The 16,197-nt window shown below is 61.6% G+C and carries 11 protein-coding genes; all 11 read right to left on the minus strand.

Annotated elements, in window-relative coordinates:
* Positions 1-184 precede the first annotated feature (184 nt).
* The 11 genes from ACYU7Q_RS10140 to ACYU7Q_RS10190 all read right to left on the minus strand — a co-directional run bounded on the left by ACYU7Q_RS10140 (position 185) and on the right by ACYU7Q_RS10190 (position 16,037).
* Positions 185-1,687 (minus strand): S1C family serine protease, encoded by a 1,503-nt coding sequence (locus tag ACYU7Q_RS10140; RefSeq protein ID WP_460609340.1) that lies wholly within the window; start codon positions 1,685-1,687, stop codon positions 185-187.
* A gap of 244 nt (positions 1,688-1,931) precedes the next feature.
* Complete coding sequence (locus tag ACYU7Q_RS10145) at positions 1,932-2,456, minus strand: Hsp20/alpha crystallin family protein (RefSeq protein ID WP_460609341.1); 525 nt, start codon at positions 2,454-2,456, stop codon at positions 1,932-1,934.
* 264 nt (positions 2,457-2,720) lie between these two features.
* Positions 2,721-3,539, minus strand: a complete 819-nt coding sequence (locus ACYU7Q_RS10150) for a hypothetical protein (RefSeq protein ID WP_460609342.1) — start codon at positions 3,537-3,539, stop codon at positions 2,721-2,723.
* An 83-nt stretch (positions 3,540-3,622) separates the two neighbouring features.
* The gene (locus tag ACYU7Q_RS10155; protein WP_460609343.1) at positions 3,623-4,813 is read right to left on the minus strand and encodes a M20 metallopeptidase family protein; all 1,191 of its coding nucleotides are present in this window, start codon (positions 4,811-4,813) and stop codon (positions 3,623-3,625) included.
* A gap of 160 nt (positions 4,814-4,973) precedes the next feature.
* Positions 4,974-5,510, minus strand: a complete 537-nt coding sequence (locus ACYU7Q_RS10160; protein WP_460609344.1) for a hypothetical protein — start codon at positions 5,508-5,510, stop codon at positions 4,974-4,976.
* A 1-nt stretch (position 5,511) separates the two neighbouring features.
* A complete protein-coding gene (gene deoC / locus ACYU7Q_RS10165) occupies positions 5,512-6,180 on the minus strand; it encodes a 2-deoxyribose-5-phosphate aldolase (protein WP_460609345.1) in 669 nt (222 codons plus the stop codon).
* A gap of 27 nt (positions 6,181-6,207) precedes the next feature.
* A complete protein-coding gene (locus ACYU7Q_RS10170; RefSeq protein ID WP_460609346.1) occupies positions 6,208-7,938 on the minus strand; it encodes a T9SS type A sorting domain-containing protein in 1,731 nt (576 codons plus the stop codon).
* A 141-nt stretch (positions 7,939-8,079) separates the two neighbouring features.
* On the minus strand, positions 8,080-9,609 hold the full coding sequence (locus ACYU7Q_RS10175) for a T9SS type A sorting domain-containing protein (RefSeq protein WP_460609347.1): 1,530 nt from the start codon (positions 9,607-9,609) through the stop codon (positions 8,080-8,082).
* Between the two features lie 306 nt (positions 9,610-9,915).
* Positions 9,916-13,326, minus strand: coding sequence for a preprotein translocase subunit SecA (secA, locus tag ACYU7Q_RS10180; protein ID WP_460609348.1), 3,411 nt, complete (start codon positions 13,324-13,326; stop codon positions 9,916-9,918).
* 141 nt (positions 13,327-13,467) lie between these two features.
* Positions 13,468-14,646 carry a UDP-galactopyranose/dTDP-fucopyranose mutase family protein gene (gene glf / locus ACYU7Q_RS10185; RefSeq protein WP_460609349.1) on the minus strand — a complete coding sequence of 393 codons (1,179 nt, stop codon included), beginning with the start codon at positions 14,644-14,646 and terminating at the stop codon, positions 13,468-13,470.
* An 86-nt stretch (positions 14,647-14,732) separates the two neighbouring features.
* On the minus strand, positions 14,733-16,037 hold the full coding sequence (locus ACYU7Q_RS10190; RefSeq protein ID WP_460609350.1) for a glycosyltransferase family 1 protein: 1,305 nt from the start codon (positions 16,035-16,037) through the stop codon (positions 14,733-14,735).
* Positions 16,038-16,197 lie beyond the last annotated feature (160 nt).

The raw sequence follows: 16,197 nt of genomic DNA on the forward strand, positions 1-16,197 counted from the left end.
ATTATTTTCTCTGAACATCAAGCCCCTACTTTCGGGCTGACAAGCACAGATTACCTGCTGCCGGTTCATGGTACCGGAAATTAAAATTTATCCCAAAATGGGAATTAGCCACTGTAATCCAGTGGTCAATAAAAAAAGCCCCTGCCAATGCGGCAGGGGCTTTTTTCACTTCACTTAAGGCTGTCTATTCCTGCCCGATGGGGTAGTACGCCTTGCGGCCGTCGGGGTACACGCCCTCTACCAGCGCGCCCGAGTTTTCGCGGGCCTGGTCGAGGTAGCTCTTCACGTCGGCCGGCTTGGTCACCTGGTTTTTGTCGATGCGGGTGATGATGAAGCCATCAGCCATGCCCGTCTCGCGGAAGTTGCTGCCCTTGATGCCCGAGATTTTAGCTCCGCCTTCCAGGCCGAGTTTGGCCAGGTCACGGGCCGGCACGGCGGCGATGGTCGCACCCTCGTACTTGATGGCGGCCGCCATGGCATCCTCGCGCACAATGCCGGTAGTGCCGGTGGCGTTGCGCAGAATGGCCTCGGCCAGGCCGGCCGTGCCGTTGCGCAGGTAGCTCACCTTAATCTTGTCGCCAGGCCGGAAACGGGCCACTTGCTCCTGCAGCTGCGACGAGGTATTCACGGCCACGCCGTTGATTTGGGTGATGATGTCTTCCTTTTTCAGGCCGGCCTGGGCCGCCGCGCTACCGGCCGTCAGGCCCTGCACGTACACACCATTCAGCGTATTCAGCTTCTTCTCCGAAGCCAGCTTGGCGTCCACTTCCTGGATTTGCACGCCGAGCAGGGCGCGCTGCACCACTTTGTATTTCAGCAAGTCGTCCACCACTTTGCTGGCCAGTGAGCTGGGAATGGCAAACGAGTAGCCTTCGTAGCTGCCCGTGTGCGAGGCAATGGCCGAGTTGATGCCGATGAGGTCCCCGTTTAGGTTCACGAGGGCACCACCCGAGTTGCCGGGGTTCACCACGGCATCGGTCTGGATGAACGACTCAATGCCCATGTTGTCTTTGCGGCGCAAGATGTCGATGTTGCGGCCTTTGGCCGAGATGATGCCGGCCGTTACGGTCGAGTTCAGGTTGAAAGGGTTGCCCACGGCGAGCACCCACTGGCCTACTTTCACGTCGTCGGAGTTGCCGTACTTCACGAAGGGCAGGTTGTCGGCCTTCACTTTCAGCACGGCCAGGTCGGTGTTGGGGTCGGCGCCCACCAGTTCGGCGTCGAACTTGCGCTTGTCGTCGAGCACCACCTCAATCTTGGAGGCTTTGTCGATGACGTGGTTGTTGGTCACGATGTAGCCGTTGGCGGCGATAATCACGCCCGAGCCCGAGCCCTGGCCGCCGCCCTGCGGCTGCTGGCCATGAAACTGCTCCAGCTGGTCGCCAAAAAACTGGCGCAGAAACGGGTCCATCTGCTGCTGGCGCTGGTCAACGGACGGCGCGGCGTATTCGGTCATTACGTGTACTACGGCCGGGGTTACGGCGGCAGCAGCGGCCACGAAGTTCAGGCCTTCGGGCACGGCGTAGGGCGTGCTCCGCATCTCGGAAGTGTAACGCACCTGGGGGTCGGCGGCTACGGCCTGGGGTGCCACGGGGGCCGGCTCAAGCAGCTTGTACCCCCCCACGGCCACGCCGCCGCCGAGAATGGCAGAACCGAGCAGGCCGAGCATCATTTGTTTTGCTTGCATGGGTAAGGGAAAAATTTGAAAAAGGGTGAATGGGTGAACCAGGAGCCTAATTTAGCATCAGCCGAATGAAAACCGGATGAGTCCGGCCCGGTTATTTTCAGCTTAACGCAGAAAGGATTCGCTTTCGCGTCCGAAGGTTGCTTGTTGCAGAAAACAGGCCAGAACCAGCTTGTCAGGAACCCAACGCTGGCAGCTGTAAAAAAGGCACCCCGGGAGGTGCCTTTTTTTACAAACCGGCCCGCACTTAGCGGATTTCGATGTGCTGGGCGGTCACTTTCTCGGTGTCGAAGGGCAGCGTCACGCGCAGGATGCCATCGGTCAGCTCGGCGGCAATGGCCTTCACGTTCACCGTATCGGGCAGGCGGAAGGTGCGCGAGAAGTGGCCGTAGTTGGTTTCGACGCGGCGGAACTTGGGCGCGGCCGGTGCCTCGGGGGTTACCACGGCGGGCGTGTTCTCCTCGCCGTTGGCCGAAGCCTCAGTGGCGGTAGCAGCAGCTTCTTTGGCAACAGTGGCCGGGTTGGGCCGGGTGCCGGATACGACGAGCTGGCCGTCGAGGAATTCGAGGTTGACGGATTCTTTTTTCACGCCGGGCAGGGCCAGGTGCAGCTCAAAGCCGGTAGCCATTTCGAGGATATCGGCGGCGGGCACGAAGGCGGGCGTAGGTTGTGCGGCGGCCGTTTGCGGCTCGCGGAGCATGTCGGCCAGCATGGCGCTCAAAGCGCGGCTGGGACGGAGGGAGGGTCGGTTATTATACAGCAGGGTTGCCATGATGATAGAATATTTGGGAAGTGTGAAAGAATGACGGCCGACCAGCGGCACATCGCACTTCCTTAAATTCTATACCAAGTCGATTATCTTTTAATTTTATGACAATTTGTCTTATTTTTAGAAATCCAACTATTGTCACCCAACAGCAGTGGCTGACGAAACATCAAACAAGGCATCAACAAAGCAGTATTCTGGCTAAAAGCAAACCTGAAATTTTGTCACCAACACCGCTTGCCTGTCTGCTGTAAATACGCATAAGCGCCCTTAGTGCTGCGTGGGTAACTGCTGGCGGGTGTCGGCGCTCTGGCCCTGAAGGATGGTGAAGCGTAAGTCAAGCCCCAGCACCGGGGTCACAGCGTTGAGCTTGCCGCCGGAAGTCTGGGTGCCCATCGAATTATACTGCGGCAACGTGACCAGGTAACTGGTCTGGTACGCAAACCAGGGCGTGAAATCGAACAGGCCGGCTACCCGGAAGCCCACCTCGCCGCGCAGGCTGGTGAACTGAATGGTGCGCTCGTCGGGGTCGGTGTCGGACGTGAGGAGGCGGATGTGGGTGGCGGCCTCGTAGCTTAGGCGGGGGCGCAGGGCAAAGCTGCCGCTACCAATGGGCAGCAGCTTTTCGAGGTCGACGCGCAGGCGGGCGTTGGTCTGGCCCTTGGCCCCAGTGGCGCTGGGAAAGGTGCGCTCCACGCTCAGGCGCTGGCCGAAGGTGAGCGGGCCGAGCGGACTGCGGTGGCGCAGCAATGCCTCGGGTATCAGCACGTAGTCCTTGCTGCTGGCGCTGAAGTAGCCCAGAGTGCCACCCACGCTCCAGTGCTCGCTCAAGAAATGCTCGTAGGCCAGGTTCAGGCGCTGCTCATCGAAACCTAGCACGCGCTTAGGGTCGGCCCCGAGGAGGTGGTTGTTGTCGGTATTCTGCTGGCCGCGCGCGGACAGGAGCAGGTAGTCGTTGCCGGGCAGGGCCAGCTCGGCCTGCACTTCGGGCCAGAGCTGCAGGCCGGAGGTGGAGCGGCGCGTTTGGGCGGCAGCGGGCCGGGCGAGCAGGGCGGCCAGCAGCAGAGCACAGGGCAGAAATCGATTCATAGTGAAAAGTAGCGCAGACTTTTAGCCCGCGAATGGAATAGCTTGGGTAGTTCACTCGCGGTCTAAAAGTCCGCGCTCCAATTTTACTCGCCCAGCTCTTTAATGGCCAGCCAGGCCATGAGGCCGGGGCCAGTGGCCAGCGCCTGCTCGTCAATATCGAAGGTGGGCGTGTGCACGGAGGCGGCGAAACGGCCATCGGCATGGCGCGTGCCGAGGCGGTAGAAGCAGGCGGGCGCAGCCTGCGAGAAGTAGGCGAAGTCCTCGGCGGCCATCCACTGGTCAAGCTCGACCACGTTTTCGGGGCCGAGGTATTCTTCGGCGGCGGCGCGGACGCGGGCGGTGAGGGCGGGCTCGTTTTCCAGATACGGGTAGCCGTGGCGGATTTCCAGCTCACACACCGCGCCCATGCTTTCGGCCAGGCCTTCGCAGAGCTTGCGCAGGTGCTGGTGGGCCTCGGCGCGCCACTCTTCGTTGAGGGTGCGGAAGGTGCCTTCGATGTAGACTTCGTTGGGGATGACGTTGGTGGCGCCGTTGGCGATGACCTTGCCGAAGCTCAGCACCGAGGGGATTTTGGGGTTGGCGCGGCGGCTCACGATTTGCTGGGCGGCCACGATGATGTGGGCAGCCACCAGCACGGAGTCAAGGTTCATTTCGGGCATGGCGCCGTGGCCGCCCTTGCCTTTTACCGTCAGGTACAATTCATCAGTGCTGGCCATGTAGCGGCCGGGGCGCAGGCCGATTTTACCGGCCGGCAGGTGCGGAAAAACGTGCTGCCCCAGCACATGGCCCACGGCGGGGTTTTCCAGCACGCCTTCTTTTATCATCAGCGACGCGCCGCCGGGCAGCCGCTCCTCGCCGGGCTGAAACATGAGCTTCACGGTGCCTTTGAACTCGCCCTTCAGCTCCGTGAGGATGCGGGCCGCGCCCAGCAGCGAGGCCGTGTGCACGTCGTGGCCGCAGGCGTGCATCACACCGGGGTTGGTCGATTTGTAAGGCACGTCGCTGGTTTCCTGGATGGGCAGCGCGTCCATGTCGGCCCGCAGGGCGATGGTGGGGCCGCCGGGCTGGCCTTCGATGAGGGCCACCACGCCAGTGTTGGCAATGGGCTGCGGCTTCAGGCCCAGCTTCTCCAGTTCCCGCGTGACGAAAGCGGCGGTGTTCACTTCTTCGAACGAAAGCTCGGGGTGCGCGTGCAGGTGCTGGCGAATGGCGATGGTATCGGCGGCGTGGGCAGCGGCGAGCTGCTGGATGCGGGGGATGAGAGTATCGGGCATGGAAACGATGGGTAGTGCAGTTTTAGGGCAGAAAGAACGGTCATGCGGAGCGCAGCGAAGCATCTTTACCGAGGCAGTAATCCTCTCGATTGGATTGCGTTGCGCGGTAAAGATGCTTCGCTGCGCTCGGCATGACCGTTCTTTCCTGAGGCAAACGCCCCTACGGGTTCTTGTTCAGCAGTACTTGTGTGGCTTCGAGTTCCAGCTTAGGGGTGAGGCCGCGCAAGCGGGCCATGGCACGAGCCGCGTCGAGCTTGGTGAGGTAGTCGCCGATGTAGAGGCGGTAGACCGGCGATTTGAAGGTGATGTAGTCCGTCTCATCCGGGTAGCGGCCGATGACGGTGCGGCGAATGGCCATCACCTGGTCGCGCTCCAGGCCGAGGTACACCAGCAGGCGGTAACCCTGGGCGTACTTCACGTTCTGGTTGGTGAAGGCCTGGTCGCGCAGGCGCTGCTCTACCGGGGCGTTGACGTGGTTGGTGGGCAGCACCGTGGTTTTGGCGGGCGCTGTGGCCAGAATGGGCGTGGTTTTGGGAGCGGCAAACACCGGCCGGTACTTCGTCACGTCCTCGGCCGGCAGCGCGGCCGTAGTGTTGGCCTTTTTGAGGGTAGTATCGGCGGGAGTACTGGCGTGGGGGGCCTGCGGGGCCGTGCCCGCGCAGGCAGCCAGCCCGAAGAACAGGGAGGCGACGAGCATCTTAGGCAGCAGTCGGTTCATCGGATTCAGCAATCAGGGCCAGGCTATTGGACGAGCCGATGCGGTCGGCGCCGGCGGCCACCAGGGCCAGCGCAGCTTCGCGGGTACGGATGCCCCCGGCAGCCTTGATACGCATGGTATCGGGCAGGGAGCGGCGCATGAGCTCGATATCGGCCGCCGACGCGCCCCGGCTGGCGAAGCCGGTGGAGGTTTTCACAAAATCGGCCTCGCCGCCCACGCACAGGCGGCAGGCCAGCTCAATCTCCTCCTCCGAGAGCAGAGCGGTTTCGATGATGACCTTGAGCAGGGCCTGGTGCACATGGCAGAGGTCGGCCAAATCCAGGATTTCGGCCTGAATGGCATCGGTCTTGCCCGATTTCAGGGCCGAAATATTGATGACCATGTCCAGCTCTGTGGCCCCGTCGTACAGGGCCACTTCGGCCTCCTTAAACTTCACGGCCGGCATGGCATAGCCCAGCGGAAACCCGATGACGGTGCAGATGCCCACCGCCGTGCCCGCCAGCCGGCCGGCGGCCAGGGCCACGTAGCAGGGCGGCACGCACACCGTGGCGAAGCCGTGGGCGGCGGCTTCCTCGCAGAGTTGGATTATCTGAGCCTCGGTGCAGTCGGGGCGTAAGAGGGTGTGGTCGATTCGTGCGGCGAGGTTCATGGGGCAAAGGTACGGGGTTCTGCCCCCCTACTCCACCACCAGCCGTTGGGTGGCGGTGCGGCCGCCGGCAGCCACCCGCACGGCGTAGAGGCCGGGCGCGAGGCTGGTGAGGTCGAGTACGGCGTGGGCGGTGGCCACGGGTTGGGTGCGCACGGCCCGGCCCAGCGCATCGAGCACGGTGAGCGTGGCCGTGGCCGCGCCGGGCACGGCCGGGAGCTGCACGGTGGCCGTGCCGTGGGCCGGGTTGGGACTGAGGCTGAGGCCGACCAGCGCCACGGCATCGGCCGTGGCCAACGGACCGGCGGCTAGCGAGGCCAGGAAGCCCACGCTGGCCGGGACCGCCGTGGCAATGGACTGGCTGCCAAACGTAGCCGGTGGCGTGGCGGTACCTCCCACATATAAGGTGCTGCCCAGCACAGCCACGGTATTCGCCCCGTCGCCGCCGGTGCCGCCGGCTTTCTGGGCCCACACAAACGTGCTGGCCGGGCCGGTGTCGTTTAGTCGGGTTACAAATACATCGGCCGTGCGGGCGGTGGCCCCCGAGCTATTGGCCAGGCTGATGGCCCCGAAGGTGGCGGCCGGGCTGGTGAAAGCCCCAGCCACGTACACGTCGGGGCCGCTCACGGCCAGGGCGGCGGCGGCATCGGTAGCGGTGCCGCCGGCCTGCTGCGCCCAGGTAAAGGTGCTGCTGGTGCCAGCATCGGCCAGCTTGGCCACAAAGGCGTTGGCCGTACCGGCGCTCACTACGGCATTCAGGTCGAAGATGGCGAAGCCGCCAAAGGCCCCGGCCACATACACGCTGGTGCCGCTCACGGCCAGGGCCTGGGCCAGGTCGGCGCTGGTACCGCCCGCACTCTTGGCCCAGGCCAGGGCTGCGTTGGCACCGCCATCCATGAACTTGAGGATGTACACATCGCGCCCTCCGCTGCTGCTGAGGGTATTGCTGCCGCCCAGGTTCAGGTTGCCGGTGTAGTCGCCGGCCAGGTACACGCTGCTGCCGTTCGCGGCCAGAGCAGCGGCGGCATCATCAGCCGCATTGCCCCCAAAGGCCCGCGCCCACACAAAGGCGGCCGTGGTGCCCCCATCGGTGAGCTTGGTGATGAAGATGTGGGCCAGACCGGCTGTGGTGGCCCCGGCAGTGGGGTTGTTGAGGCTGAGGCTGCCCAGCGTGGCCGTCTGGCTGCGGAAGGTGCCGGTGAGGTACACATTGGCCCCGCTCACGGCCAGGGCCGTGGCCCGGTCCTCGTTGAGGCCGCCCACGGATTGCGCCCACACAAAGCTGGCGCTGTTGCCCGCATCGCCCAGCTTCACCACGAAGCCGTCGGTGGCCCCGGCCGCCGTCAGGTTGAGAGTACCAAAGCTGGCCGCCACGCCAAACGTGCCGGCCACGAATACGCTCTGGCCCCGTACTGTGAGGGCCAGCGCCTGGTCGTTGTTGGGGCCACCGGCCCGCTGTACCCAGGCGAAACGCTGGTTGGCTATGTTCCACTTGCCCACAAATACATCGGTGGCCCCGGCACTGGTGAGCAGCGCCCCACCCATGGCCACGGTGCCCGCGAAGTAGCCGGTCACGTACAGGTTGGTGCCGGCGGCATCGGGTGCGCTGGCCGTCACGGTATAAGCGCCGTTGCTGGCCGTGGCCACGGCTGTGGCCGTTTGCCAGGCGGGGGCCTGGGCGTGGACGGCCTCCAGGCCACATTTTCCAAACAGCAGCGCAGCCAGTAGCAAGCGGCGCATCAGGGTAAAGGGTTGTTTCATAAAAACAGGGAATTCGGAGTTGTGCGTATTCCCGTTGACCATCGCGGCAGCAGCTGGTTTAATCATGGCCCCACAAAAACGCCCACGCCCCAACCGGTTGGTCGGAGCGTGGGCGCAGGTAAGGCTGCCCGGCAAGATATTTTACTCTACCACCAGCCGGCGGGTGGCGGTGCTGCCGCCGGCGGCCTTGCGCACGGCGTAGAGGCCGGGCGCAAGGCCGGTGAGGTCGAGGGTGGTTTGGGAATTGGCAGTGGTGAAGCGGCGCACGGGGCGGCCTATGGCGTCGAGCAGGGTGAGGGTGGCGGGGCCGGTGATAGAGGGCAGCTGCACGGTGACCATGCCGTGAGCAGGATTGGGGAAGAAGGAAATAGCACCCAGCGCAGTGGCGGGCGTAGCGCCGAGCGCTGCACTGCCCAGGGTGGCCAGGAAGCCGAACTGGTTGTTCGTGCCAATACCAACGGGAATGGTGAACGGGCCAAAAGTCGCGGGTGGGCTGATAGTGCCAGCCACGTACAAGCGCGAGCCGCTTATTACGAGACCTTGTGCCTGGTCAAACTGCACACCGCCCAATTGCTGCCCCCATACCACGGTGGCCGATGTAGCGGTTTCGGCCAGCCGCGCCACGAACCCATCATAGGAACCTGCGCTGGGTAAGATATTCGGCCCAATCACAGAAGTGCCGGTAAAGGCCCCCGCTACGTAGATGCTGCCGCTGTTGAGCGCTATTGCGCTGCCCCAATCTATGCCGCCGCCACCCAGCCGTTGCGCCCAGGCGTGGGTGGCCGAAGCGCCCCCATCGGTCAGCTTTGCAACGAAGACGTCCTCGAGCCCGGCACTGGCGAGTACCGTTGTGCCGAAGGTAGCCAGACCGTAGAAAACACCCGTAACATATACCTGCGTGCCATTCACAACCAAGGCGCGGCCCTGCTCGTCATCGGTGCCACCGGCGCGCTGCACCCAGGCAAACGAGACCGTAGCCCCGGCGTCCGCCAGCTTTGCCACAAACACGTCGGAGCGTCCCAGGCTGGTGAGGGAGGTGGAACCAAACATGGCTAGGGCATTGAAATAGCCAGTCGCGTACACCATGTTTCCCGCCACTGCGAGGCCCAGCACCCGGTCGCTGACGGTACCGCCCAGGCCCTGCGCCCAAGCAAACGAGGCCGTTGTGCCGGCATCGGCCAGCTTAGTCACAAAGCCATCGGTATTGCCCAGATTTGCTACGGTGTAGGGCCCGAAGTCGGCGGCACCGTTGGTAAAGGACCCACCCACATACACGCTGGCCCCATTCACGGCGAGGGCTACGCTAGCATCAAACCCCACCCCGCCCATGCGTTGCGCCCAAGCCACCGTGCTGCTGGTACCGGCATCCACCACCTTCGCCACGAAGCAATCGGTCAGCCCTACGCTGGTGAGCGTGGTGGTGCCGAACGCGACGCTGGTGCTAAAGTCGCCCGCCACGTAGACGCTGTTCCCGCTTACGGTAATTGCAAAGGCTTCATCCTGTCCGATATTGCCAAAAGGCTGCACCCAAACAAAGCTATTAGTAGCGGGGCTCCACTTGGCTACAAATGCGTCGGAGCTGCCGCGCCCGGTCAGCGTGATGCTGCTTAGGACGAGGGTGCCCGAGAAGTACCCGGCTACGTACACATTCCCGGCGGCATCGCTAGCCACAGCAGTTATTTGCGATGAGCTACCACTCGCCCCTACTGCCGTTTGCCAACCGGGTGCCTGTGCCCATGCGGTAGTAGCACTCAGCAACAAAAATAAGAAAAACGGCTGCCTACGAAGCAGACATAAAAGAGCGAAAATGTGCTTCATATCGTAAACGGAGTACATACTCTTGCTTTGCAATAAGTTTTTTATTGAAGCAAATGTACTTTCCTTTCTGACTGCCGGGACCTACGCTATACACCAACAATGTAAACGCCCCGACCAACCGGCCGGGGCGTTTACATTCAATCCAATCAGGCGGGCTAATTAGTCCACCAGCACGGCGCGGCCGCTTTCCACGTCCTGCTCCACTGATTTGTATTTCACATCGCGCTTCACGGTGCCGTCCATGTACTGCACGTTCACTTTGTCGTTGCGGTTGGCCACCTTGTGGCTGCGCACGGGCACCTGCTTCTCGGCTACCTGAGGCGACTGATAGTCGGGACCCATGTCCTCGGGGCCGGCACCGAGCGAGTCGAGGCTGGACTCGTGCTCCACGGTGAAGTTGGTTTGCTGCTCCTCGTCGTCGAGGTAGTAGTCCTGCTCTTCGTTGGTGCCCACCATGCTGGTGTTCACCGGCACGTCGGCGTGGAAGAGGAAAGTGGTGGTTTCCTCGTTTACCTTGCCAATCATGCGCTTGAACAACTCGAAGCTCTCGAACTTGTACACCAACAGCGGGTCTTTCTGCTCGTACACCGCGTTTTGCACCACTTGCTTCAGGTCGTCCATCTGGCGCAGGTGCTGAGTCCAGGCCGTGTCGATGACGGACAGCACCACCACTTTCTCCATCTGGCGAAGGATGTCGTGGCCGCCGGTGGCTTGGGCGCGGCGCAGGTTGGCAATGGCCTGCACCTGCTTTTTGCCATCGGTGAAGGGCACAGCGATGTTCTCGTAAGGCGCGCCGTTGCTCAGCAGGTCGTTCACCAGGGGCAGCGAATTCGAAGCAATGTGCTCGTTCTTGCTCTGGAAGTAGCCCAGGGCCTCGTCGTACAGCTTCTGCGTCAGGGCGGGCAGCGGCAGGCTGGTCATTTCCTGCGCCGTGATGTAGGTGTCGTAGCCAAACACCTTGATGACGTTCAGCTTGAAATCCTCGAAGTCGCCCGTGATTTTGTGGCCGCTGGCGATGTCCTCGCTCACGTCGTAAATCATGTTGAGGATGTCGACTTCCATGCGGTCGCCGTGCAGGGCGTTGCGGCGGCGCTTGTACACCACCTCGCGCTGGGCGTTCATCACGTCGTCGTACTCCAGCAGGCGCTTGCGCGTGCCGAAGTTATTTTCCTCCACCTTCTTCTGGGCCCGCTCGATGGAGTTGGTAATCATCGAGTGCTGAATCACTTCGCCTTCTTCCATGCCCATGCGGTCCATCAGCTTCGCAATCCGGTCGGAGCCGAACAGGCGCATCAGGTTGTCTTCCAGGCTCACGAAGAACTGCGAAGTACCCGGGTCGCCCTGGCGGCCGGCGCGGCCCCGCAGCTGACGGTCGACGCGGCGGCTTTCGTGGCGCTCCGTGCCGATGATAGCCAGACCACCCGCCTCACGCGAGGTTTCACGCAGCTTGATGTCGGTACCGCGGCCGGCCATGTTGGTGGCAATGGTCACGGTGCCGGGGTAGCCGGCGGCGGCCACAATCTCGGCCTCGCGCTGGTTCTGCTTGGCGTTGAGCACCTGGTGCTGAATGCCGCGCAGCTTCAGCATGCGCGAGACCAACTCCGAAATTTCTACCGAAGTGGTACCCACCAGCACGGGGCGGCCGGCTTCCACCAGCTTCTGGATTTCCAGGGCCACGGCGTTGTATTTCTCGCGCACCGTCTTGTACACCTGGTCGTCGGCGTCTTTGCGCGAGATGGCGCGGTTGGTGGGAATCACCACTACGTCGAGCTTGTAGATTTCCCAGAACTCGCCGGCTTCGGTTTCGGCCGTACCGGTCATGCCGCCCAGTTTGTGGTACATGCGGAAGTAGTTCTGCAGCGTCACCGTGGCGTAGGTCTGGGTGGCGTCTTCCACGCGCACGTTTTCCTTGGCCTCGATGGCCTGGTGCAGGCCGTCGGAGTAGCGGCGGCCTTCCATCACGCGGCCGGTTTGCTCGTCCACGATTTTCACCTTGCCGTCTTCGGTCAGGATGTACTGGTCGTCCTTCTCAAACAGCGTGTAGGCCTTCAGCAGCTGGTTCACGGTGTGCACCCGCTCGCTCTTCTCGTTGTAGTCGCTCATCAGCTTGTCTTTCTGCTGGAGCTTCTCCTCGGCCGAGAGGGCATTGTTTTTCTCAATTTCGGCAATGGCCATGCCGATATCGGGCATGATGAACAGCTTGGGGTCTTCGCCCTGGGCCGTAATCAAGTCAATGCCTTTTTCGGTCAGCTCAATCTGGTTGTTCTTCTCGTCGATGGTGAAGAACAGCGGCTCGTCGGCCTTGGGCATCTGGCGCGAGTTGTCGGCCAGGTAGTGGTTTTCGGTGGCTTGCAGCACCTGCCGGATGCCGGTTTCCGAGAGGTACTTGATGAGGGGCTTGCTCTTGGGCAGGCCGCGGTAGGCGCGGAACAGCAGCAGGCCGCCGATGCCGTTTTTGTCGGTGTCCTCCACGCCGGTTTTGCCTTCGGCGATGAGCTTGCGGGCCTGTACGAGGTAACTCTGCACCAGCTTCTTTTGCTCGTCCACCAGGCGCTGAATGCGCGGCTTGAGCTGGTAAAACTCATGCACGTCGCCGCGCGGCACCGGGCCTGAGATGATGAGCGGCGTGCGCGCATCGTCAATCAGCACTGAGTCCACTTCGTCGACCATGGCGTAGTGGTGCTTGCGCTGCACCAGTTCCTCGGGGTCGCGCGCCATGTTGTCGCGCAGGTAGTCGAAGCCGAATTCGTTGTTGGTGCCGTAGGTAATGTCGGCCTGGTAGGCCTTGCGGCGCTCCGGCGTGTTGGGCTGGTGCTTGTCAATGCAGTCCACGGTAATGCCGTGGAACTCGAACAGCGGCGCGTTCCACTCCGAGTCGCGCTTGGCCAGGTAGTCGTTCACCGTTACGAGGTGCACGCCGCGCTTCGACAGCGCGTTGAGGAACGACGGCAACGTCGAAACCAGCGTCTTGCCCTCACCGGTGGCCATTTCGGCAATTTTGCCCTGGTGCAGCACCACACCGCCAATCAGCTGCACGTCGTAGTGCACCATGTCCCAGGTGATTTCGGCGCCAGCAGCCGTCCACTTGTTGCTCCAAATAGCCTTGTCGCCCTCAATCACGCAGTTGGGGTGCGTAGCGGCGTATTCGCGGTCGTGGGCGTTGGCCGTCACCACCAGCTGGCCGTTTTCCTTGTATCGGCGCGCCGTGTCCTTCACGATGGCGAAAGCCTGCGGCAGTACTTCCAGCAGCACGGCTTCGAGGTCTTTGTTGCGCTGCTTTTCCAGCGCGTCAATTTGCTCGAACAGCACCTCTTTCTGGGCCACGTCCAGCTGCAGTTGCGTGTCGATTTGCTGGTGCAAGCCAGCAATCTGTCCGTCGAGGCCGGCAAGGCGCTCGGCAATGCGGGCACGCACGGCGTCGGTCTGGTCGCGCAGCTGGTCATCGGTCAAACCGGCCAGTTTGGCATATTCGGCATTAATCAGGGCCACGTAGGGCACGATTTCCTTTAAATCGCGCTCCGACTTGGAGCCAAATATTTTGGCGACGGTCTTGCCTAGGAATTCAAACATCAGGTAGTATTTATAGCGATAAGCGCCGTGGCGCACCTCAAATTTACGCAGCCTTCCGCTAAAACCGTCCCAAAACAAAAAGCCCCGCCAAATTGGCGGGGCTTTTTTGTAGCGCGGACTCGCAGAGTCCACGCTACAGCACTACTCCTGCTTCGGCGAGCGGCTCACCAGCTTCTCCACCAGCGCAGTGCTACCAGAGATGGCGGGCAGCGCGGGCTTCGCAGCTTTTTCTTTCTCGGTCAGCTTCTTGTAAAGCGTCAGGGCCTGGGCCACTACCTGGTCCATGTTGTAATACTTGTAGGTAGCAAGGCGGCCTACAAAGTGCACATTGGGCGTCTCATCGGCCAGCTTCTTGTACTTGTTGTACAGTTCGGCGTTTTCGGGCATCGGGATGGGGTAGTACGGGTCGCCCTCGGCCTGCGGGTACTCGTACACGATGGCCGTTTTGGGGTGGTCCTGGCCGGTGAGGGCTTTGAACTCGGTGATGCGCGTGTAGGGGTGCTCATTGGGGTAGTTCACCACGGGGGCGGCGAGGTGCTTTTCCTTGTTCAGCGTCTCGTGCTTGAACTCGAGCGAACGGTAGGGCAGCTTGCCGAATTTGAAGTCAAAATACTCGTCTACGGGACCCGTGAAAATCATTTCCTTGAAGGGAATGAAGTCCATGATTTCGTGGTAATCCGTGTTCAGCATCACCTTGATATTCGGGTGGTTGAGCATGTTCTCAAACATCCGGGTGTAGCCGTGCAGGGGCATGGCCTGGTAGGTATCGGTGAAATACCGGTCGTCGCGGTTAGTGCGGGTGGGCACGCGGCTGGTCACCGATTTATCGAGCTGCGAGGGGTCAAGGCCCCACTGCTTGTTGGTATAGTTCTTGAAAAACTTATTGTAGAGCTCACGGCCTACTTTGCTCACCACCACGTCTTCCGAGGTCTTGATAACATCGACTTGCTCAGCCACCGAAGCAAAGAACTCTTCGACCTCGAAGCTGGTCAGGTTCAGGCCGTAAAGCTTGTTAATGGTATCCAGGTTGATGGGCATCGGCACATGCTGGCCATCAACGGAGGCGAGCACGCGGTGCTCATAAGGGCGCCAGTCGGTGAAGTTGCCGAGGTAGTCAAAAACGTCTTTCGAATTGGTATGAAAGATGTGTGGGCCATACTTGTGCACCAGGATGCCGTCTTCGTTGTAATGGTCGTACGCATTGCCGCCAATGTGGCTACGCTTGTCTACTACGAGGACTTTTTTGTTGCTACGGGTGGCCAGCCGTTCGGCGAGCACGCTGCCGGCAAAACCGGCCCCAACGATGAGGTAATCAAACATAGCTCAGGGTATGGAAATGAAGTAAGGAAAGAACGTTAGAGGGAGGGAATCGATGTATTAAAAATCAGGCAAACAAGGCAATACGCTTACCGAACAGGCGTGACGGGCGGCAGGTACACTTCCGAAACCTTGGTGGCCATGAGGGGCGCACCGGCCACGGTGGTGGTGGAGGCATCGGGCTTTTTAGCCCACAGGCGGTCCTGCATCAGGTCCACCATCTGCTGCCAGGTCTGGTCCCAGGAGATGGTGGCCAGGTAATCATCGGTGCGCTGGCGCCAGTCGGCATCGTCGCGCTGGGTGAGGGCCTTTTCGATGGCCTTGCCGAAATCGGCAGCGTTGTCGGCAATCTGCACGAGGTTCAGGTCGCCGTAGGGCCGCACCACATCGCGAATGGGCGTGCTCACTACGGGGTTGCCGGCGGCCAGGTACTCTGGGGTTTTAGTCGGCGAGATGAACTTCGTACTCTCGTTATCAGCAAATAAAAGCGTTGCTACATCCCAACCCTTCAAATAGGCGGGCAGTTCCTTGTAGTCCTTGCCGCCCAGGTAATGCACGTTGGCGGTGCGGGGCAAGGTGGCAGGGTCAATCTTCACCACCGGCCCAATGATGACAAACTGCCATTCGGGGTGGTTTTGCGAAAGCTGACGCAGCAGCTCAATATCCAGCCGCTCATCCACCACGCCGAAGAACCCAATGCGGGGGTGCGCAATGCCGGCCTGGTCGGCGGGCTCGGCCATGGGGCCACGGGCCTGGCCGAAGTGGGCCTTATCGATGCTGCTCGGGAAAGGGTGCGCGTCGGGGTGCTGCTCGCGCTTGGATTCGTAGAGCGTGTGGCCGCCGGTGAACACAAGGTCGGCCTTGGCGAACAGCTCCTGCTCGCGCTTTTTGAGTTCGGGCGGGGCAAATTTGAAAGCCGCCAGCTCGTCCATGCAGTCGTACACGGTGAGCTCGGGTTGGAACTGACGCGACTTGCCCAAGGCCATGGGCGTATAGTACCAGAAGATGTACTTCGTGACTCCCTGCTCAGCAAAATAGTGGGTCAGGACCTCAAATTCGGCCTGGTCGGCGGCTTCGGCGTCGGCGCGCAGGCGCTGGGGCAGGTGCACCACCACCACTTTCACGCCATTGTCGCGGTCTTTAACTTCAACGTGCGGCTCGATGAGGTCGTCGTTGTGGTAGAAAGCGTCTTCGACGTAGAATACCCGGCCCTGCTGGGCAAAGCGCGACATGAGGTGCTGCGGCCGCTGCCACACAAAATCCCAGTGCAAGTGGGCAAAGCACACCAGGTCGGGCAAGGTATAAGGATGTTTGTTTTCGGCAGCTGATTCGCTGGGCCGGCCAGCGTTGGCAGAGGCACGCAGGAGCGCATCCACCGTCGAAGAAGGGGGCATGAAGAATGGCAGGAAAAAGAAGTTTCGCGCCGTGCCGGAGGGAGTCTCAACCTACCCGTCCTGGACGCTTGCTACCCTATACGGAGCCTGCCAGCCAAAAGATATAGCCCAGCTTACTTTGCTAAAGCTCACCAATTCTTCACTTTACCAACTACATATA

The sequence above is a fragment of the Hymenobacter terrigena genome (genome assembly GCF_054776515.1).

What these genes read in the sequence shown, in the direction of transcription:
- ACYU7Q_RS10190 (WP_460609350.1), bottom strand. Translation starts at nt 16,037, where the DNA reads ATGCCCCCTTCTTCGACGGTGGATGCGCTCCTGCGTGCCTCTGCCAAC.
- deoC (WP_460609345.1), bottom strand. Translation starts at nt 6,180, where the DNA reads ATGAACCTCGCCGCACGAATCGACCACACCCTCTTACGCCCCGACTGC.
- glf (WP_460609349.1), bottom strand. Translation starts at nt 14,646, where the DNA reads ATGTTTGATTACCTCATCGTTGGGGCCGGTTTTGCCGGCAGCGTGCTC.
- secA (WP_460609348.1), bottom strand. Translation starts at nt 13,326, where the DNA reads ATGTTTGAATTCCTAGGCAAGACCGTCGCCAAAATATTTGGCTCCAAG.
- ACYU7Q_RS10160 (WP_460609344.1), bottom strand. Translation starts at nt 5,510, where the DNA reads ATGCTCGTCGCCTCCCTGTTCTTCGGGCTGGCTGCCTGCGCGGGCACG.
- ACYU7Q_RS10170 (WP_460609346.1), bottom strand. Translation starts at nt 7,938, where the DNA reads ATGAAACAACCCTTTACCCTGATGCGCCGCTTGCTACTGGCTGCGCTG.
- ACYU7Q_RS10140 (WP_460609340.1), bottom strand. Translation starts at nt 1,687, where the DNA reads ATGCAAGCAAAACAAATGATGCTCGGCCTGCTCGGTTCTGCCATTCTC.
- ACYU7Q_RS10155 (WP_460609343.1), bottom strand. Translation starts at nt 4,813, where the DNA reads ATGCCCGATACTCTCATCCCCCGCATCCAGCAGCTCGCCGCTGCCCAC.
- ACYU7Q_RS10145 (WP_460609341.1), bottom strand. Translation starts at nt 2,456, where the DNA reads ATGGCAACCCTGCTGTATAATAACCGACCCTCCCTCCGTCCCAGCCGC.
- ACYU7Q_RS10150 (WP_460609342.1), bottom strand. Translation starts at nt 3,539, where the DNA reads ATGAATCGATTTCTGCCCTGTGCTCTGCTGCTGGCCGCCCTGCTCGCC.